This is a genomic window from Bacillus sp. L381, from assembly GCF_030284525.1.
In the GTDB taxonomy this organism is placed as follows: domain Bacteria; phylum Bacillota; class Bacilli; order Bacillales; family Bacillaceae; genus Bacillus; species Bacillus amyloliquefaciens.
The window spans coordinates 3,126,300-3,146,292 of the sequence record NZ_CP127224.1; the positions used below are offsets into that span (position 1 = coordinate 3,126,300).

Genomic DNA, 19,993 nt, shown 5'->3' on the forward strand with positions numbered 1-19,993 from the left:
CGTGCTTCTCTATGAAAGCAGTGATATAATCACACTGATAATGATTCTCTTTATCACTATTTTTTTATGAAAGAAGGAATGCCAGATGTTCCATACATACAAGAAAATCGGCGCAGCGCTGATTGCCGTACTGCTCATCGCCGCTTTGGCCGCATGCGGAAATTCTTCAGACACGAAAGGTTCTTCTGAAAAAGAAGAAACCATCACGTATAAAGCCGAAAACGGCAATATTAAAATTCCGAAGCACCCGAAACGGGTTGTCGTCATGGCTGACGGCTACTACGGCGACTTCAAACAGCTCGGCATCAATGTTGTCGGCGCGCCGCAAAACGTATTTAAAAACCCTTATTACAAAGGGAAAACAAAAGGTGTGACAAACATCGGTGACGGCACGTCCGTTGAAAAAATCATTGACCTGAAGCCTGATTTAATCGTTGTTTGGACGACACAAGGGGCCGATATTGAAAAACTGGAGAAAATCGCGCCGACAATCGCCGTTAAATATGACAAACTCAGCAACATTGATCAATTCAAAGAGTTTGCGAAAATGACAGGCACTAAAGATAAAGCAGACAAATGGCTTGCCGAATGGGATAAGAAAACAGCTGCCGCTAAAACAAAAGTTCAAAAAGCGGTCGGTTCAAAAACCATCTCCATCATGCAGACTAACGGTAAAGACATCTATGTATTCGGTAAAGACTTCGGCCGCGGGGGAAGCATCATTTATGACAAACTCGGGCTGAAAGCCACAAAACTGACGCAGGAAAAAGCCATTAATCAAGGCCCGGGCTATGCCAGCATTTCACTTGAAAAACTGCCTGACTTCGCAGGAGACTATATCTTTATGGGACCATGGCAGGCCGGCGGTGACGACAAAGGCGTCCTTGACAGTTCAATCTGGAAAAACCTCGATGCCGTCAAGCAAAACCATGTCTACCGCATTGATCCGATCGGCTTCTATTTCTCAGACCCGATCTCACTTGAAGGCCAGCTGGACTATATTACAAAAAGCTTAACGAAGTAACCCTGAAGCCGCTGAAACAGCGGCTTTTATGTTACCTAAAACTTGACAAAAAAATTTATTTATGCTAAAATTTACAATTTTGGATTAGCGTGTATAATAAGATTCTCCCGGCCGGAGATTGATGTGAATGACGGAGGATTCTTAATATGAAAGAAAACAAGGCAAGTATGACTTCCCTGCTGTCCGCTTACGGAAGAGCGTACCACAGTAAATACGGCACACCGGTTATGTTTGATGATTTTCTGGCACAAGATCTTATTTCTGAAAAAGAGCATTCAGACATTTGTGATCATTTAATTCAAGGTATATCATTCTTCAGCAAAGACATGGCTCAGGAGCTTCAAGATAAACCGGATGATATCTTAAAATGGGTGATTCAAGTCCAGCTGTCTCCTACACCGTTAGCCCGCGCCGCGTATTGTGAAAAAGTGCTTCTGAATGAAATGAAGCTCGGGGTTAAACAATATGTCATCCTTGGGGCGGGGCTGGATACTTTCTGTTTCAGGCATCCTGAGGTAACAAATGGCTTAGATATCTTTGAAATCGATCATTACGCTTCACAGGAAGACAAAATAAACAGATTGAAACGTCTGGATTTCGATATTCCGAGTCATCTTCATTTTGTACCGATGGACTTTGCCGCTTCACTTTCTTTCACCCGTCTGTACCAAGAAGGTTTTTCCCGCCAAAAAACCTTTTTCAGTCTGCTCGGCGTTTCATACTATCTTACGAAAAAGCATCTGGCCCGCCTGCTTACTCAATTATTTGACCAAGTCCCTCCCGGAAGCTCTATCGTCTTTGATTATGCAGATCAGTCGCTCTTTGAAGAAAAAGGACTGTCAAACAGAGTGGAAAACATGGTGAAAATGGCTGCAGCCAGCGGAGAGCCGATGCTATCGTGTTTCAGCTATGAAGAAATTGAAAAGGTGTTAGAATCATCAGGTCTGCTTATTTATGAACACTTATCTCCAGCGGCCGTCAATGAGCGTTTTTTCAGCGGACGCACTGACTATTTAACCGCATTCGAGACCATTCATTTTATACACGCCGTCAAAAAGTAATCCGCTGCCGCAAACAAAAAAAGACATCTCACAGACATGAGATGTCTTTTTTTCAAACCGATTGTCTGTTGTTTGCAAATTTCTTTGAGACGAAAGGATATAACAGCAAACCGACGAAGAACAGCCCGATACCGAGAATAAAGGTCGTTAAATCGGCCGTTCCGGTAATAATGACGTAAAAAGAATAAATGCAGGCAAGGATGGCGATGAAACCGTCCCTCACTCTTGAACCCTTGATCTCGTCATATGTTTCTCCCGTCCAAACAAGCTTCAGGCTGTAAAACGCTGATACGAGATACGGAATCAGATAAGCGAGCGTCGCCGCTGTTGTTAAAAACGTAAACGCGTCACTGATCGTCCGGGAAATAACCGAAAAGATAAAGATCTGTGACATGACGTTCGTGACGATTAACGACACAACCGGACTGCCCTGTTTATTCGTTTTTGCAAAAGCAGCGGGAAAGTCCCCTGATTTCGCCGCTTGATACGGAACTTCAGAGCCGAGAAGAATCCAGCCGAGCATCGTTCCGAACAGACACAGGATCGCCAGAATTGCCATGATGATGCTTCCCGCATTGCCGACAATCGCGTACAAGACGTCAACAAACGGTTTCTCCGAGCCGACAAGCTTATCATGCGGAAGCACGCCCATCGTAATCAATGTCACGATAATATAAATGCTGAGCGCGATCAATAAGCCGGTAATGGTGGCGCGTTTCACATCGCGCTGCGAACGGGCGCGCCCGGATAAAATGACCGCCGATTCAATCCCGACGAACGCCCATAATGTTGAAATCGCCGCATTGTGGATCTGCCCGCCGATTCCCTCAACTGTGTGAGGGCCCGTTTGAACCGGAAAATAAAAATGATCGAAAAACGACGTTTGAAACACAAACAAACCTGCAATGATAAAAAAGATAAATCCTAATACTTTTGAAAACGTCGTGACGAAATTTAATTTACTCGCACCGTTAATGCTGGAGACGAGAATCGTGTGAGTGCCCCATAATAAAACCGTACATACGGCAAACGTCAGCAGCTGGCCGAGCGTAACCGCCTGACCGCCGATCGAAAACATTTCACGCTTATCCGTTAAAATCGGGAAAAATGATGTTAAATATCCGGCAAGGCTTGTGATGATCGCCACATTGCTGATCCAGCTCGCCACCCAGTAGCCCCACACCATCGTGAACCCGGCTGCATTCCCTTTTTTCCGATCGCTGAACAGCGCTCTCGCATAGCTTTGCGGCCCCGCCGTCAGCTCAGGCTTACGGATGGATAGGTGGCCGAAAACAAGCGCGATCATTAAAACACCGGCTCCCGTTAAAAGCCATGCCGATGTAGCGCCGAAAGGACTCGCGATTTTTGCGAGCGTGCTCGGAAGGGAAAAGATGCCCGATCCTACCATATTTCCTACGACAAATGCCGTCAGTAACCAAAAACCCCATTTTTTCGTCTGTTCCATTCCTGTACCTCCTGGTTGTTCATTCGTACGGACCAGACCCCGAGACCATATTTACACACAAAAAAAGCCTGAACAAAAGTCCATGCTTAAAGAAACACACACTCTTGATCTCCGGATAGCCCTCCGCGAAAAAGCACGCGGCAGTCCTGCACTTATTCAGATACAGTCCCAGCATAAAGAAGGATCGGCTTTCTTTACACTTCGGCGCTGATGCCTTTAACACATGTTTTGCGGCCCCTGTCAGCCTGGCATGTGCGACTCATCATCAAGCGCAACCTCTACCTCACCGAGAAAGAGTGAGGATTTTTATCATTCAATTCTACTCAGAGGTTATCAGAGATAAAAAGATCTGTCAAAGGGAAAAATTAGACGGAAAACGGATAGAGCATTCGCCCTACCCGTTTTATATGGTCAGCGGTTGTTTTTTTTCTTTTGAACAGCTTCTTGAAGCGGATCGTCTTTCAGAGCTGCACTGGCGTCGTCAAGCGCACCTTGAATGACGTTTTTGTTTTTATCGCTGTTTTTTCCTTTTTCTTTGTTAAAGAAAGCCATCTGTATCACCTCTTTATCAAATATAGGTACACCTATAATGTGTCTTTTTCCGTAGCAGAATATGCGGAATCCGCGTCTCCTTCCTTTTGGTGTTACAGGTAAAGTTTGTTGATCAAACATGCATTCTCTTGATATATTTGTAATTCAGGGGATTTTGGCAAAAATAAAAAGGAGAAGCGAAAAATGACAGGAAAAACACACATCATGGGAGGCATCGCTTCTTGTTCCGCAATTGCTTATTATTACGGGTATGATCCGGTTCTGATGACCTCAGCGGGTGCCCTCGGGGCGCTGATTCCCGATATATGCCATACGAAAAGCAAAATCGGCAGGACGCTGCCCGTTCTGTCCAAAATCGTAAGCACGGTGTTCGGACACAGAACATTTACACACAGCCTGCTGTTTATGCTTATTATGTTTTTCATCACGGCATCCTACATTCCGAATCCAAGCATTTCCGCCGGACTGATGATCGGAATGGCAAGCCATCTTGTGCTTGACGCATGGACCGTCAACGGGATTAAACTGCTGTTTCCGTCCGCGATCCGCTTCCGTCTTCCCCTTTATATGAGGACGGGGAGCTTTTCGGAGCAGCTTGTGCTGGCCGGCTTAACGATTGTATCCTGCTATTATTTATACGAACTGGTTCACGGCCGCATCTCTTAAACAAAAAGCGTCTTTCCGCTTTTAGGGTGAGGAGTCATACATATGAAGAAATCCTTTTTCAAAAATCATCGGTTTTTATGCTTGTCCATCCTGTTCATGTGGATAAAAACATATGTCGTTTATAAGCTCGGTTTTGATCTGCAGAACAATTCTGTTCTTGAGGAATGTCTGCTTCTCATTAATCCGCTGAGCTTCATTGTGCCGCTGTTCGGCATCGCCCTGCTCCTGACGGAAAAAAAACAGCGGATCTTTTTGCTTTCGGCCAATGTGATGCTGACGGGGATTTTAATCGCAAACACGGTGTTTTACGGGTTTTATATTGATTTTATCACCATACCGGTTTTATTTCAGGCGAGCAATATGGGCGATATGGGAAGCAGCGTCCAAGAGTTGTTTCACCCGCTTTATATCGCTTTATTCTTGGATATTGCGGTTCTGTTTTATCTTGCGAAAAGGGATACAGCCGGTAAGGGAAAAGCAGGCGCCCGGACCGTTAAAGCGTATGTGTGGGCATCAGCCGGCCTCATGCTGTGCAACCTTGCGCTGTCTGAGGCCGAGCAGCCGAAGCTGTTCAAGCATCCTTTTGATCGCGAAGCGCTCGTAAAAGGAATCGGCCTGTTCCACTTTCATTTGTATGACACCATTTCGCAGACGCTGAATGCAGGGGCTAAAGCGTTTGCAGATGAAGACAGCCTTGCGGCGGTGGCGAATTACACTCAAGCCGACTACAGCAGCCCGTCCGATTCAAAGTTCGGGCTTGCAAAGGGACGCAATGTGATTTTTGTGACGCTCGAGTCAACACAGCGTTTTGTGATGGATGAACGGGTTAACGGTCAGGAGATTACCCCGTTTATGAATAAGCTGCGGAAAAAAAGTTATGATTTCACTCATTTTTATCAGCAGACCGAACAGGGTAAAACCTCAGATTCAGAATTCATCACCGCGAATTCGCTGTACCCGTCTTCCAGCGGCGCCGTTTTTTTTACCAAAAGCGGCCACCGGTTCAATACGATGTACCATGCGTTAAAAGACCATCAATACTATTCAGCCGTTCTGCATGCCAACCATAAGGCCTTTTGGAACCGGGACGAGATGTACGGGGCCTTCGGAATCGACCGTTTTTTTGACGCGGATGAATTTCAGGTGACACAGGAAAATTCAACGGGCTGGGGCCTGAAGGACAAAGAGTTTCTCGAGCAGTCAGCGGAAAAATTAAAGAAGCTTCCGCAGCCGTTTTATGCAAGCCTGCTGACCTTGACCAACCATTTTCCTTTTGAAATTGAAAAACAAGATCAGCTCATTGATGAACCGGACACAAGCAGCGATTTATTAAACCGCTATGTGACAACGGTCCGCTATGAAGATGAGGCCTTAAAACACTTTTTCAAGAAGCTGAAAAAAGCAGGACTGTATGACAACTCGATGATCGTCCTGATGGGAGATCATTACGGCATATCCGAAGCTCATAATAAAGGACTTGCCGAATTCTTAGGAAAAGAGGAAATCACTCCGTTTGATACGGTTCAGCTTCAGCGCGTGCCGTTTATCATTCATATTCCCGGGGTGACCGACCGTGCGCCGGAAACGGTTGCTTCCGCTGCGGGACAGGTTGATGTAAAACCGACGCTGCTTCACCTTCTCGGCATTGAAACGAAAGGCAGCATTCAGTTCGGCAATGATCTGTTTTCCAAAGAGCGGACTCCGTTTGCTGTACTGAGAAACGGCAGCTTTATCACGGATGATCATATTTATACGAAAAATACGTGTTACAGCCGCAAAACGGGTGAACCGCTTTCTGACGTGAGCGCGTGCAGCGATGAAAAAGAAAAAGCGGAACAAGAGCTGATGCTTTCCGATAAAATATTAAACGGCGACCTGCTGCGGTTTTACAAGCAATAAAAAAATCCCTCCGTTTTATGGAGGGATTTTTTTATGTTTCATATATCAGCCGTCCGGTCATTTTCGTATCATATCCGGATAATTGAGAAAGCTGAGACTTGAATTCCTCGGAATTGAGAATGTCCCGCACGCTTTGAACAAGCTCCAGGTTTTGTTTTAAGACGACAACATCGTACTGCTCACTGATCACCGGGATAAAATCCGTGCCTGCCATATGCGCCGCATGCTGCGATCCGACTCCTATATCCGCTTTTCCGCCGGATACTTGTGAAGCCGCTGACAGATGATCCGTGACAATGTCATGGTAGCCGGCGACATCAGACGGCGTGATGCCGAATGATCTGAGCTGTTCATCCAGCAGCACTCTCGCGCCTGATCCTTTTTCGCGATTGACGATGCGGACGTCCTTTCTGCTCAAGTCCTGAAAGCCCTGAATGTTCAGCGGATTGCCTTTTTTCACATATAATCCGGCCTGCCGAAGCACGACATGAAAGAGCGCAAACGGCTCTCCTGAAAGAATGCGCTTCACATACGGAATGTTATACTGCCCCGTCTCCCCATCGTACAAATGAAGACTGACGATATCGCAAGCCCCCCGGTACATCTCGATCAGGCTGTTTAAACTGCCGCTGTACTTGCGGAGCGGAGCCGCCTGTATCGTTCGTTCCAGCTGTTTGCTGAGGAGGTCCATCGACACATCCTGCCCGCTGATGATAACGGACTCCCTTTTTTCCGGCTCCCGCCTGCGGGACGAGTCAGCCGCATCGGCTGCGGATGGCTTTTTTGACATCCTCATGTTTGCTTTATATTGTTTTAAGTCTTCTTCATCGACTCTCATCTGTCTCCCGACCTTGTACGCCGGAATGAGCCCTTTTTTTATCAAATCATATACCGTCAGTTTTGAGACCTTCAAAAGGCCCGCAACCTCTTCTATTGTATAGGAAGTGGCTTCTGCCATAATATCACGCTCCGTTTTTATTATAACTGTTCAGTTATTGAAAAAAAACCGCAACACAACGTACATTTACGTTATAATTAGTGTGATCTAATGATATTTAGCTATAAGGGGTGCACCATTTTGAAAAAGAAAGCGACACTAATCACAACTGCGGCTATGGCCGTTTTCCTGGCAGCTGCGGGCTGCTCATCCGGACAATCGTCCAAAGGCGGACAAAACGAAAAAGTGACGCTGACCGTTTCCGCGGCGGCCAGCGCCCAAGATGCGCTTGAAGAAATCCAAACCAACTATGAAAAGTCCCATTCAAATGTGACCATTCAAGACAACTTCGGATCATCGGGCACATTGCAAAAACAAATCTCACAAGGCGCGGGAGCTGATTTATTCTTCTCGGCAGCCGAAGATAAATTCCAAAAGCTCGTTGATGACGGAGATATCGACAAAAAAGACAGCACGGATCTTTTGAAAAACGACCTCGTCATGATCGTGCCTGAGAAAAACAGCGCACACCTTACACATCTGAATGACCTGAAAAAAGACAGTACGGATAAAATCGCGCTCGGCACGCCTGAATCCGTTCCGGCCGGACAATACGCCAAACAGTCATTGACGAAATTATCCCTATGGGACAAGGTAAAAGATAAAGTCGTCTATGCAAAAGACGTCCGCCAGGTGCTTTCTTATGTTGAAACCGGAAATGTTGATGCCGGGCTTGTCTATAAAACAGACGCGCTGATTTCAAAGAAGGTGAAAATCACCGATGAAGCGCCCGCGAAAACACACGATCCGATCGTGTATCCGCTCGGCATCGTCAAGGATACAAAGCACCGTAAAGAAGCAGAAGCGTTTTATCAGTATCTGCAGTCAGATGAAGCGATGAAAGTGTTTAAGAAATATGGATTTACTGCCAAGTAATATTACGGCTTCGGAATTTTTCACTCCCGTCGTACTGTCTTTTGAGGTGGCTTTGGCATCAGGCATCGCCGTCATCATTCTCGGGACGCTCGCCGGCGCCTGGATGGCGAAAGCGAAATTTCCCGGAAAAACGGCCGTGGAAACCCTGTTTATGCTCCCGCTCGTTCTTCCTCCTACCGTTGTCGGTTTCATTCTGATTATCATTTTCGGGAAACACAGCGTTATCGGCCGGGCGATTGAACAGATTTTTCACCAGTCCGTCATCTTCACGTGGTGGGCCGCGGTGATCGCTTCGGCCATCGTCGCTTTCCCGCTAATGTATCAGTCCGCCAAAACGGGTTTCGCCGCGGTTGATTCTGACATCGAAGGAGCGGCGAAAGTAGACGGAGCCGGCAGATGGCAGGTATTTACCCGCATTTCCGTCCCGCTTGCCTTTCCCTCCCTCTTGACCGGAAGCATTCTCAGTATCGCAAGAGCGCTCGGTGAATTCGGGGCGACCTTAATGTTTGCGGGAAACATCCCGGGCGTCACCCAAACGCTGCCGACAGCGATTTACGTCGCGATGGATTCCGGTAATGAAACACTTGCCTGGGTATGGGTGATCTGTATTATGATCATTTCTTTTCTGATGCTGTTTTTCATCCAATTGAAAAAACCCGCTTGACCATCCGCCTTCCGCGCAGATTTCGCCGGGAGGCTTTTTGATTTAAAATCGGATGGTATATAATGAAACAAAAACACACAAAGGATGCGGCCATGAAGATTAATGTCATTATCGCGGATGATAATTCTTTCATCAGAGAAGGAATGAAAATCATTTTGCATACATATGAGGAATTTACTGTATCGGCAACTTTGGAAAACGGACTGGAGGCGGCGGAGTATTGTAAAAACAATCCCGTCGATATCGCTTTATTGGACGTCCGCATGCCGGTAATGAACGGCGTCGAAGCCGCAAAGCGGATTGCTGAGGAAACGGATACGAAGCCGATGATCCTGACGACATTTGATGACGATGAGTATATTTTAGAAGCGATTAAAAACGGCGCGAAAGGATATTTATTAAAAAACACCGAACCGGAACGGATCCGCGATGCGATCAAAAGCGTCTTCAACGGACACAGCATCCTTCAGGACACCGTGCTGGATAAAATAAAAGACAGCCTTTTCCGTCCGGCGGAAACAGCGCATCAGATTGATGAAAGCCAGTTTACTGAAAGAGAGCTCAGCATCATGTCGCTCATTGCGAAAGGATTCTCGAACAGGGAAATTTCAAAACAGCTTTTCATTTCTGAAGGGACGACGGCCAATTATATTTCATCTATTTTAGGGAAAACGGGACTTGAGCACAGAACGCAGATCGCGATTTATTATATTACCGGGAAGGTGGATAACGGGCGTTGAACGGTATGCATTTTTGGATGCTGATGAGCAGACTGATCGTCATTTTTTACACGGCCTTTTTATTCGTATCGGCAGACCGCCTTTACACGCCGTACGCAGTCTTGTTTCTGCTGCTTTATCTGTCTTTGGGCATTGCGGTCTGCATGATCAGGCCGCCCGCTTGGAGACGCGGAATCACCCTGCTCGCGCTGGCATTGACCCTCTGGCTTTCCGTACGGGGCCATCCGGCGTTTCTGTTTCTTTTACCGCCCGCCATTTTCGCCGTCCTTGCCGAATACCCGGTTCACCGCTATGTGTTCTGCCTGTTTGTGTTTTTGCCATTTTTATTTATCCCGTACGGCGATCTTCCCGCCTATACCGTCATAACCCTGTTCTGTCTGGCGATTTTCGTATTGGCCGCCCGGTCAAACGCTCGGCTGAAGAAATATGAGGAGCAGTCAGACAGCATGCGGTCGAGCATCGAAAAGCTGACGAAACAGCTGCACAGCAGCACAGAATACATCAAACAATCGGAGTACACCGGCAAACTCGAAGAAAGAAACAGATTGTCCCAAGCCATCCATGACAAAATCGGCCACTCCATGACCGGCGCGCTCATTCAGATGGAAGCGGCAAAGCGGATGCTCAGCTCCCATCCTGAAAAAGCGGCAGGCCTGCTTCAAAACGCCATTACCATTTCTAAAGAGGGCATAGAGGATATCCGGATTACGCTGAAAAATATGAAACCGCCCGCTGAACAAATGGGCATTCACAGATTAAGAACATTTATTGATGAATTTTCGGCTAAAAACGGCCTGCCGGTTCCGTTTACGTACAGAGGCGATTTGGACAGGCTGACGCAAATGCATTGGAAAGTCATTCAGGAAAACGTAACCGAAGCCCTGACCAACACGATGAAATACGCCGATGCCACACAGGTTTCCATTGATATTCATGTACTGAATAAAGCCGTGAAAGCGGAAGTGAAAGATAACGGAAACGGCGCCGTCCGCTTTAAAAAAGGCCTCGGCATGCTCGGTATGGAAGAACGGGCCGCCGTTCTTCGCGGAACCGTCATTTTTGACGGCACGGCGGGTTTTTCCGTCACGACATTGCTGCCGATTGAATAAGTGAATGTTTTCATGCGAAAAATATGAAGATTCTCATGTCAAAGGAATGAACTGCTGCACTAACGGCCGTTCATTCTTTTTTTTATAATAAGAGCATCATAAGACATAGAGGTGGAAACATGAACATTTTGGAGCTCAAACAGCTGAGTAAGAAATTCGGCGATTACGCCGCCGTTGACCAAATGTCACTTGCCGTAAAAGAAGGTGAGATTTTCGGGTTTCTCGGCGCAAACGGAGCCGGAAAAAGCACAACCATCAACATGATTTCAGGCCTTTTAAAACCTTCCGGCGGAGACATCTTGTTTCTCGGCAAAGATATTTTCAAGCACAGCAAAGCAACGAAAATGAATATCGGCATCGTCCCGCAGGACCTCGCCATTTACGAAGAATTAAACGCCTATGAAAATGTGAAATTCTTCGCGGGGTTATACGGCCTGAGAGGGGCGGCTCTGAAAGAACGGGTCGAGGAAGCACTGACATTCGTCGGCTTGAGCGATAAACACAAATATCTGCCGAAGCATTTTTCCGGCGGAATGAAACGCCGGCTCAATATTGCCTGCGCCCTTGCCCACCGGCCGAAATTGATCATCATGGACGAACCGACGGTCGGCATTGACCCGCAATCAAGAAATTATATTCTGCAATCAGTGAAAAAGCTGAATGAAATGGGCTGCACGATCATCTATACGAGCCATTACATGGAGGAAGTTGAAGAAATATGCACGCGCATCGCCATCATTGACCACGGAAAAGTCATCGCGGAAGGCACAAAGGAACAGCTGACCTCCATCATTACCGACACAAAAGATGTCGTGATTGAGCTGTCATCCGGAAACGGCATCAGCCTCGGCGATATTCAGGAGATTCCCGGCGTCAGAGCCGCGGCACTGGAAGAAAACAGCGTAAAAATCAGCTCTGACACAGGGGTCAACAATTTAAACCGCCTGATCCGATACTTCATGGACAAAGGAATTGAAATCCGCTCCTTACAGGAACAGGCCCCTGACTTAGAAACGGTATTTCTCACTCTGACAGGCAGAAGCCTGCGCGACTGACCAAACTGAAAGGAGGATTGCAAATGCGTATACTGCACATCGCCGGGAAAGAAATCAAAATCAGTTTCCGTGACAGACGGACCTTTATTTTCATGCTTGCTTTTCCGATCGTCTTTATGCTGATTTTCAGTGCGGCATTATCAAACGCCTTTGACTCAGAGGTGACGGTCGGAAATATCAAGGTGGTTTATACGGACCAGTCAAACGGCCCTCTTTCTCATTATTTTACTGATTTTATGAAAGCAGCCAAAAAAGAGCATGTCTATTTTCAAAAAGCGGACACTGAAGCAAAAGGCAAAAACGATGTTCGTGAAAATCAGGCGGATGCTTTCGTCACTGTAAAAAACAGCGGTTTTCAAATCTATACAAATGACCGGAGCGGCATGAACGGCACGATCGTCCAAGGCATGCTGACCGCTTTTACCAACCAATACAAGGCTGGCGCCGCCGCTTACAAGGCACATAAGGCACCTGCCGCCGGCGAAATAAAAAGTGATTATATTAAGCAAACGTCTTTAAACAAAGCGAAAGAACCGAAAGCGAAAGATTTTTACGCGGTCTCCATGACGACAATGATCGGGCTGTACGCCTCAATTTTTGCAAGCACCTTGTTCCGCGGGGAAAGAATACGGCACACTGCGGATCGCCTGATCGCCGCGCCGCTTTCGAAAAGCGATATCTTTCTCGGAAAAATGCTCGGCATTTTGGCTGTGAACTTTCTGACGATCCTTGCCGTTGTCGCCTTCAGCAAATTTATCTTAAAAGCGAATTGGGGCAGCCATATGGGACTTGTGCTTTTGATTCTCGTCTCTGAAATTCTTTTGGCCGTCAGCTTCGGTCTCAGCATGAGCTATTTGACCAGAAAACCCGAAAGCGCCAGATTAATCACTGTCATCATCGTTCAGGTGATGTCCATTATCGGCGGCGCCTATTATAAATATGAAGACGGAGGAATTTCCGCCCTGTCGCCATTAACCTGGATCAATAAGGCGATTAATAAAATTATATACGCCAATGACGTATCAGCCGCCTGGCCTGCAATTGGTTTAAATACAGCATTAGCGGCGCTTTTTTTGCTGATCGCCGCGGTTACGTTTCATAGACGGGAGGGACTGTAATATGAAAAACTTCTGGTGGCTGTTTACACATACTCTCAAAGGGATTACAAAAAGCAAAAAACAGCTCATCCTTTATATCGGCGCACCGCTGATCGGCGTCTTTCTCTCCTTCATGACCAATGCCAATGGCGGAGCCGAAACGCTCAATATCGGCATTCTCAACCAAGACGGAGGAGAAGTGTCCCAGGATACGGTATCGTTTTTAAAAGGGCTGGATCATGTGAGGATTTCGGAGGAAACGGCTGCGTCTGCCTCATCAAAGATCGCGTCAGGGAAAATGGAGGCGCTGATTACGTTTGAAAAAGGATTTTCTCAAAGCGTAAAAGACGGGAGACCGTCTCACATCGGCATGACCTCGCTGAAAGGCGCCCAGGTCACCGGGTATGTCAGCTCTTATCTGTACAATTATATTAACAGCGCCGCCTCAATCGGCAAATCTTCCGGCGGAGACGCGAAAGCATTTCAGGCGATGTACGCCGATTTCAAGCATTCTCCCATTCAAACGGAATCAGCTGTTTTACAAGATACATCGAACCATAAAGAAATGACTTACTCAGTCATCGGGTATCTCATCATTATTATGCTCTATTCCGCCGGCAACCTGACAGAACTGATGATTAAAGAGAGAGAAAACAGAACGTACTACAGGCTGCTGTCAACGCCGATCACGTCAAAACAGTATGTATTGGCGAACGCGGCGGTGAATATGATCATCATGGCCGTCCAAATTATATTCGCCGTTCTCTTTATGGGCACAGCTTTTCATATTCAGCCGTCATTCCCGCTGTGGCAGCTGTTCGCCCTGATGATGCTGTTTGCCTTAAGCGCGATCGGGATCGCCTTTATTACCGTCGGTTTTTCCAACAGCAGCGCTTCGGCGTCGGCGCTTTTGAATTTAATCGTCGTACCGACATGTTTGCTGGCAGGCTGCTTCTTTCCCGGCAATATTATGCCGAAAACGGTGCAGACAATCGCCGAATTTCTGCCTCAGCACTGGGTGCTCGATACGGTGGATCAACTGCAGCACGGCCGTTCGCTCCAAAGCCTGACACTGAATATCACTATTTTAGGAGCCTTCGCCGCCGCCCTTTTATTAATTGCCGCATACAGGTTCAGCGTAAAACGGCAGACACAGACATTTATGTAAAACGAAAAACAGCCCCGTAAAGGGCTGTTTTTTCTTAGAACAGAAGCTCGTCCGGATTCGGGCCGACACGCTCGTTTTTGTTTAATGCGCTGATGTTTTCCATTTCTTCCTGTGACAGTTCGAAATCAAAAATAACGGCATTTTCTATAATGCGGTGCTCTTTAATGGATTTCGGAATGGTAACGACTTCGTTTTGAAGGTCCCAGCGCAAAATCACTTGAGCAACCGATTTGTTATGTTTTTCCGCAATTTGTGACAGCACATCGTTATCCAGGAGTTGTCCCTGCATCAATGGAGACCATGCTTCCACTTGAATGCCCTGCGCTTTGCAGAAATCTCTTACTTCTTTTTGAGTCAGGCGCGGATGGAATTCTATCTGGTTGACCATCGGCTTGATTTCAGCATCTTTCAGCAGTTCTTCTAAATGATGCACTTGGAAGTTGCTGACGCCGATTGCGCGGATTTTGCCGTCTTTGTACAGCTTTTCAAGAGCGCGCCATGTGTCTTTATATTTATCCTTGCCAGGCCAATGAATCAGATAAAGATCGAGGTAGTCGAGGCCGAGGCGCTCAAGGCTTTTCTCAAACGCGTCAAGTGTCGTTTCGTATCCTTGATCTTCATTCCACACTTTTGACGTGATGAACAGCTCTTCTCTGGCAACGCCTGCAGCTCTGATGCCTTCACCGACACCTTCTTCATTTTTGTAAATAGCCGCCGTATCAATGCTGCGGTAGCCGTTTCTGATAGCCGCTTCGACAGCGTTTGCCGCTACGCTTCCGTTTTCCACCTTGAACACGCCAAGGCCGAACCACGGCATTTCAACGCCATTATGAAGCTTTACAGTATCTTTTAAGCTTTTTGCCACGTTGAACCATCCTTTCTAGTCATTATGTAAACGGTTATTATTATCTCATATTTCTGCGGTAAGAAACCAATTATACGCTCATCGTTCTAACAGAAACCATTTTTAGTTCCCAAGAACCATTAACGTTATTATTTTCCTATTTTTGAATAATTAAGGTTAAAGAGGTAACTGTCCGGGTAAATCGCTACTGTAGCCACCAAACAATTGAAGGAGGAAATATTATGAAACGTATGCGTATCCCTATGTCCGTTGCCCTTGGCGCCGCTTTGTCTCTGACTCCTCTGTCCTTTGTATCCGCAAAAGAAAACCCGGTCCCTCAAAACATGGCACAGCAAACATCAGATGTCTCAGCAAAAGATGTAGGATTAAATATTGACGTTGACCTCCTCGGAATCGGCAATCAAATTGCAGACGCGATCAAGTCCGCAAAAAACCGTGACGGCTTCGTCAAAAATTTAATGGAATCTTCATTCTATTCTTCCGGACAAAAATATAACGTCATGGTGTTTAATTTAAGCCAGGAATATGAAGATCATTTTAACGGCGTTCAGTTTTACGGTTCGGCCGTTTATGACGGCATTACGTACGGCATTTGGGTGTTTGAAGACGGAAGCTTCACCAATAAAGGCGATGGCGGCTGGATCAACTGGGCCTTCAGAGGCTGGTTTGACCGCGACGGCAATCACGTCGAATTCCATCGCCCGTAATATAAAAAAGTCCGGCGCACATACGCCGGACTTTTTTCGTTTATTCATCTCCGTCAAGCATGGCCGCCTCAACATCATTAATGTATTGGCGAAGCTCATGCGACATGTCGCGGGAAATCTCCCGTTCTTCGAATAATGTTTGGATTTCGTTGCGGATGGCCTGCACGGCCCGCAGTTTGATTTCGAGTTTTTGATTTTCAAAACGGCGGCTCGGACTCTGTTCGTGATACGAGTGCCCCAGCCTGAAAATCAAGTGATTGTAAAAGGAAATGACGGCAAGCGTCACGTCTTTATTTTCTTCGGTCATGTGTTTTTTCAGGCTTTCAATAGCCGCTTTTGCCGTTTTAACCCTTGTGGCGCGAATAAGGCCTTCTTCATTTAAAATCGACATTTCCGGCTTTTTATGTTCGCCGAAAAAGATCCAGTACATCAGCCGTTTCAGCTTTTTCTTAGACAAGCCGACTTTAAACGGATTGGTATAAAGCACTTCCAGCTCATCGAACCGTTCCTGTAAACTGTCGGCCGTTTCTTCCGGTATGTCGCCCCGCTCAATCAGCCGCAGCAATTCTTCCTGTTCAGCCTGTATCCCTTGGGCGCGAACCTTCCGTTCATCTTTTTTCGTGCGGTTTTTTACATTGAACTGCTGGAACCTGAGATTTTTCATTTTCTCATTGTACTCGGCAATGACCGCAAAAGAAGCCGTTTTGTTTGTCTCATTCATATTTTCTTTAATGGCCGTTAAAGCAGCCTTTATCAGCTTCCGTCTCGCTGTCAGCAATTTGACTTTCTTTTCTTTCACATTGTCTTCCGGCTTTTCAGTCAGAATCGGCAGTACGATTGTCGCCAGCACCAATGTGCACAAAATAACGCCCGCGGCTAAAAAGAGAATCAAATTCCGTTCAGGAAACGGCGAGCCGTCGGAGATCACGTACGGTATGGAAAAGGAACCCGCAAGCGTGACCGCTCCCCTGACGCCTGAAACTGAAATCAGCAGGGTGGAGCGCAGGCCGGGCTTATAAATGCTCTGGTCCTTGTTAAAAAACCACTTCCCGTTCCAAAAAAACAGCACCCACAAAAACCTGAGAATCATTAACGTCAGCGTAATGACGATAATGTACCCGATGACCATCATATTGTTAAACGCGGTGTCATTAAAAATGACAGAAATCACATCCGGTATTTGCGTTCCTAAAATCACGAAAACAAGACCGTTAAGAATGAACAAAATAATATTCCACGTACTTGAAGAGACGATTTGCAGTTTGACCATCGTTGACTCAAGACGATCCTGCTCCACCGCATGCGTGATGCCGCCGGCCACAACCGCTAAAATGCCGGAAACGCCGATTTCTTCAGCCGCCAGATAGATGACAAACGGCGTCAGAATTTGAATGAGCATATGCATCGTGACATCCTGCATGCCGAGGCGGCGCAAAAATAACCGGAAACGGATAATCAAAAAAGAAATAACGACACCGCTGAGTAAACCGCCGGCTGAAATCAGAACGAAGCTGAACGCGGCCTGCGCGAGCGAAAATGCCCCCGTCACGGCTGCCGCAATCGCAAATTTAAAAGCGACCAGGCCGGATGCGTCATTCATCAGCCCTTCTCCTTCAAGGAGACGGAGAATGCCTTTTGGCATCTTCACACGTCCTGACAGAGCGCTGACCGCAACAACGTCAGTCGGTGACAGAATCGCCGCCAGGCCGAACGCGGCGGCCAGCGGAATACCCGGAATCATCCAATGAATGGTGTAACCGCCGACAATCACCGTGGCAAACACGAGCCCGAGCGCAAGAAGCAGAATCGGCGCTCTTAAATTCCAAAGTTCCGCACGCGGCGTTCGTTTTCCATCGTTAAAAAGCAGCGGAGCAATAAACAAAACAAAAAACAATTCGGTATTCAGTTCAAAATGAAGCCCCTGTGGAAATGACGCCGCAATGATACCGAGCGCCACCTGAATCAGAGGCACCGGGATAAAGGGGACAAACCGATTTATAATATTTGAGATCGCAATGATGGTTAAAAGTACGAGTACGACTAAAAATATGTCCAAAGCATGACCTCCTTCATCTGCTGCATTGTATCATCATTGCCTGTTCTCTTCCTTGATCAAAGGCCGGAGCCAATCATCGGGCAGGCCTGATATATTTTCCGCACACAACCAGTCTTCTTTTATTTTACCCGTTTTTATTTAAAATTTCTCATAACGTGCTCACGGCGAACTTTTTGCCTCCCACTTTATTTTTCCAGAAAAGAAAAAAGCTTGTTTTCAGTGAAAACAAGCTTTTCGCAGGCTGCGTTCTTGTCAGCAGCTCTGTTTTATTCGTGAAAATTCGTTCCGTCTGTTGTCGCTTTAATGATGCCCGCGCGGATGACGAAATCTCCGAAGTGTTCGCCTTCCTCCCGCTCTTTCGCGTAGCGCGGCAGAATGGTGCGAAGCTCACTCAAAATTTCCTCTTCATCGATATTTTCCCGGTACATTTTGCTTAAACGGCTGCCGTCAAACGCTGCTCCTAAATACATATTATATTTTCCCGGCGCCTTTCCGATAAAACCGATTTCGCCGAGCGCATGGCGGGCGCAGCCATTCGGGCATCCTGTCATACGGATGGTGATTTCTTCATCCCGCAGCCCGTTTTCGTCAACAATTTCTTCAATTTTATCAATCAGCTTCGGCAGATACCGCTCCGCTTCGGCCATGGCGAGCCCGCATGTCGGAAGCGCGACGCAAGCCATTGAACTGCGGCGCAGGGCGGAATGCTGCCGGCCGTCTGTCAGGCCGTATTGTTCGATTAATTCGCTGATTTGCTGCTTTTTCTGGCTCGAGACATTGCCGATAATCAGGTTTTGATTAGAGGTGAGACGGAAATCCCCCGTATGGACTTTGGCGATTTCACGCAATCCCGTCATCAGCTTGTAATCCTCATAGTCCGTGACACGGCCGCCTTCGATAAACATCGTAAAGTGCCATTTTCCTTTTACGCCCTTCACCCATCCGTAACGGTCGCCGTTATGGTCAAAATGATAAGGTTTCGCTTCATCCAGCTGCCAGCCAAGGCGGTTTTCCAGCTCGTTTTTTACGTTGTCCAGCCCGAGACGGTCAACGGTATATTTGAATCTGGCATTCTTTCTGACGGAACGGTTTCCATAATCACGCTGAATCGTAATAACTTTTTCCGCTATATCATAAAGCTGCTCCGGCTTGCAGAAGCCGATGACTTTTGAAAGCTGCGGATAAGTGGCCGTATCGCCGTGCGTCATTCCCATACCGCCGCCGATCGCTACATTAAAGCCGATAAGCCTGCCTTCTTCTACAATGGCAATGAAGCCAAGATCTTGAGAAAAGACATCGATATCATTGGACGGAGGCACGGCGATTCCGATTTTGAATTTCCGCGGCAGATACAGCGGCCCGTACATCGGTTCCGTTTCCGTGTCAGGAGTGCCCGCCACACGTTCTTCATCAAGCCAGATTTCATGATAGGCTCTCGTGCGCGGAAGAAGGTCGTCGCTCAGTTTTTTCGACCATTCGTATACTTCGGCATGAATTTCCGACTGATACGGATTTGAAGCGCACATGACGTTTCGGTTGACATCTCCGCAGGCCGCAATGGTATCAAGCAGCGCCGCATTGATTTTCTGAATCGTTTTTTTCATGTTCCATTTTAAAATTCCGTGCATTTGGAATGTTTCACGCGTTGTCAGCTTTAATGTATGATTTCCGTATTTTTGCGCCAGTTCATCCATGACAAGCCATTGTTCCGGAGTTGAAACGCCGCCGGGCATCCGGACGCGCAGCATGAACTGATACGCCGGTTCAAGCTTTTGTTTCTGACGTTCATTGCGGAGGTCGCGGTCATCCTGCAAGTAGCTTCCGTGATGCTTCATCAGCCGGTTGTCATCGTCCGGGATGCCGGCTGAAATCCGGTCTAGCATGACTTCTTTCAATGTGCCGCGCAAATAATCACTTTTTTCTTTAATATCCTCAACATCACTTGGAGGGCCTTCCGGCGCTTTTAAAATGTTGTTCACCATGCTGAATAAG

At 47.0% G+C, this 19,993-nt stretch carries 18 protein-coding genes and 1 riboswitch; of the genes, 12 read left to right on the forward strand and 6 right to left on the reverse strand.

Features of this window, described 5'->3' with window-relative positions; genetic code table 11:
- Positions 1-85 precede the first annotated feature (85 nt).
- Positions 86-1,024, forward strand: coding sequence for an iron-hydroxamate ABC transporter substrate-binding protein (locus QRX25_RS16100; protein WP_212099275.1), 939 nt, complete (start codon positions 86-88; stop codon positions 1,022-1,024).
- A 146-nt stretch (positions 1,025-1,170) separates the two neighbouring features.
- Complete coding sequence (locus QRX25_RS16105; protein ID WP_212099278.1) at positions 1,171-2,085, forward strand: class I SAM-dependent methyltransferase; 915 nt, start codon at positions 1,171-1,173, stop codon at positions 2,083-2,085.
- Between the two features lie 52 nt (positions 2,086-2,137).
- Here QRX25_RS16105 and QRX25_RS16110 read toward each other — a convergent pair whose 3' ends face one another.
- Positions 2,138-3,550: an amino acid permease gene (locus tag QRX25_RS16110; protein ID WP_013353586.1), complete on the reverse strand. Its 1,413-nt coding sequence runs from the start codon at positions 3,548-3,550 to the stop codon at positions 2,138-2,140.
- 108 nt (positions 3,551-3,658) lie between these two features.
- Positions 3,659-3,839, reverse strand: a riboswitch (Lysine riboswitch).
- 122 nt (positions 3,840-3,961) lie between these two features.
- A complete protein-coding gene (gene sspJ / locus QRX25_RS16115) occupies positions 3,962-4,102 on the reverse strand; it encodes a small acid-soluble spore protein SspJ (RefSeq protein WP_003151760.1) in 141 nt (46 codons plus the stop codon).
- Between the two features lie 183 nt (positions 4,103-4,285).
- On the opposite strand from sspJ, the gene QRX25_RS16120 reads away from it, so the two are divergent.
- Together QRX25_RS16120 and QRX25_RS16125 are read left to right on the forward strand one after the other, a co-directional pair.
- The gene (locus QRX25_RS16120; RefSeq protein WP_032876542.1) at positions 4,286-4,768 is read left to right on the forward strand and encodes a metal-dependent hydrolase; all 483 of its coding nucleotides are present in this window, start codon (positions 4,286-4,288) and stop codon (positions 4,766-4,768) included.
- A gap of 42 nt (positions 4,769-4,810) precedes the next feature.
- Positions 4,811-6,667, forward strand: a complete 1,857-nt coding sequence (locus QRX25_RS16125) for an LTA synthase family protein (RefSeq protein WP_212099281.1) — start codon at positions 4,811-4,813, stop codon at positions 6,665-6,667.
- 31 nt (positions 6,668-6,698) lie between these two features.
- Here QRX25_RS16125 and QRX25_RS16130 read toward each other — a convergent pair whose 3' ends face one another.
- Positions 6,699-7,625 carry a substrate-binding domain-containing protein gene (locus QRX25_RS16130; protein ID WP_065982312.1) on the reverse strand — a complete coding sequence of 309 codons (927 nt, stop codon included), beginning with the start codon at positions 7,623-7,625 and terminating at the stop codon, positions 6,699-6,701.
- A 156-nt stretch (positions 7,626-7,781) separates the two neighbouring features.
- On the opposite strand from QRX25_RS16130, the gene modA reads away from it, so the two are divergent.
- The 7 genes from modA to QRX25_RS16165 all read left to right on the forward strand — a co-directional run bounded on the left by modA (position 7,782) and on the right by QRX25_RS16165 (position 14,373).
- Positions 7,782-8,540: a molybdate ABC transporter substrate-binding protein gene (modA, locus tag QRX25_RS16135; protein WP_373925713.1), complete on the forward strand. Its 759-nt coding sequence runs from the start codon at positions 7,782-7,784 to the stop codon at positions 8,538-8,540.
- Complete coding sequence (modB, locus tag QRX25_RS16140) at positions 8,521-9,204, forward strand: molybdate ABC transporter permease subunit (RefSeq protein WP_212099284.1); 684 nt, start codon at positions 8,521-8,523, stop codon at positions 9,202-9,204. Before modA ends, modB begins: the two co-directional genes overlap by 20 nt.
- Before the next feature lie 92 nt (positions 9,205-9,296).
- Positions 9,297-9,944: a response regulator transcription factor gene (locus tag QRX25_RS16145; protein WP_088613889.1), complete on the forward strand. Its 648-nt coding sequence runs from the start codon at positions 9,297-9,299 to the stop codon at positions 9,942-9,944.
- 5 nt (positions 9,945-9,949) lie between these two features.
- Positions 9,950-11,053 (forward strand): sensor histidine kinase, encoded by a 1,104-nt coding sequence (locus tag QRX25_RS16150; protein ID WP_212101771.1) that lies wholly within the window; start codon positions 9,950-9,952, stop codon positions 11,051-11,053.
- Positions 11,054-11,172: 119 nt separating this feature from the next.
- Entirely contained in the window at positions 11,173-12,108 is a 936-nt protein-coding gene (locus QRX25_RS16155; protein ID WP_065982314.1) for an ABC transporter ATP-binding protein, read from the forward strand.
- A 23-nt stretch (positions 12,109-12,131) separates the two neighbouring features.
- The gene (locus tag QRX25_RS16160; protein WP_212099288.1) at positions 12,132-13,226 is read left to right on the forward strand and encodes an ABC transporter permease; all 1,095 of its coding nucleotides are present in this window, start codon (positions 12,132-12,134) and stop codon (positions 13,224-13,226) included.
- Between the two features lies 1 nt (position 13,227).
- Positions 13,228-14,373: an ABC transporter permease gene (locus QRX25_RS16165; protein ID WP_115996961.1), complete on the forward strand. Its 1,146-nt coding sequence runs from the start codon at positions 13,228-13,230 to the stop codon at positions 14,371-14,373.
- A gap of 34 nt (positions 14,374-14,407) precedes the next feature.
- Here the strand turns inward: QRX25_RS16165 and pgoN are convergent, their stop codons facing one another.
- On the reverse strand, positions 14,408-15,238 hold the full coding sequence (gene pgoN, locus QRX25_RS16170) for a glyoxal/methylglyoxal reductase (RefSeq protein ID WP_212099291.1): 831 nt from the start codon (positions 15,236-15,238) through the stop codon (positions 14,408-14,410).
- 221 nt (positions 15,239-15,459) lie between these two features.
- Between pgoN and QRX25_RS16175 the strand changes: the two genes are divergently transcribed.
- The gene (locus tag QRX25_RS16175; RefSeq protein WP_014471008.1) at positions 15,460-15,945 is read left to right on the forward strand and encodes a hypothetical protein; all 486 of its coding nucleotides are present in this window, start codon (positions 15,460-15,462) and stop codon (positions 15,943-15,945) included.
- A 40-nt stretch (positions 15,946-15,985) separates the two neighbouring features.
- Here QRX25_RS16175 and QRX25_RS16180 read toward each other — a convergent pair whose 3' ends face one another.
- The gene (locus QRX25_RS16180) at positions 15,986-18,001 is read right to left on the reverse strand and encodes a Na+/H+ antiporter (RefSeq protein ID WP_115996959.1); all 2,016 of its coding nucleotides are present in this window, start codon (positions 17,999-18,001) and stop codon (positions 15,986-15,988) included.
- Between the two features lie 266 nt (positions 18,002-18,267).
- Positions 18,268-19,983 (reverse strand): assimilatory sulfite reductase (NADPH) hemoprotein subunit, encoded by a 1,716-nt coding sequence (gene cysI / locus QRX25_RS16185; protein ID WP_212099294.1) that lies wholly within the window; start codon positions 19,981-19,983, stop codon positions 18,268-18,270.
- Positions 19,984-19,993: the final 10 nt, after the last annotated feature.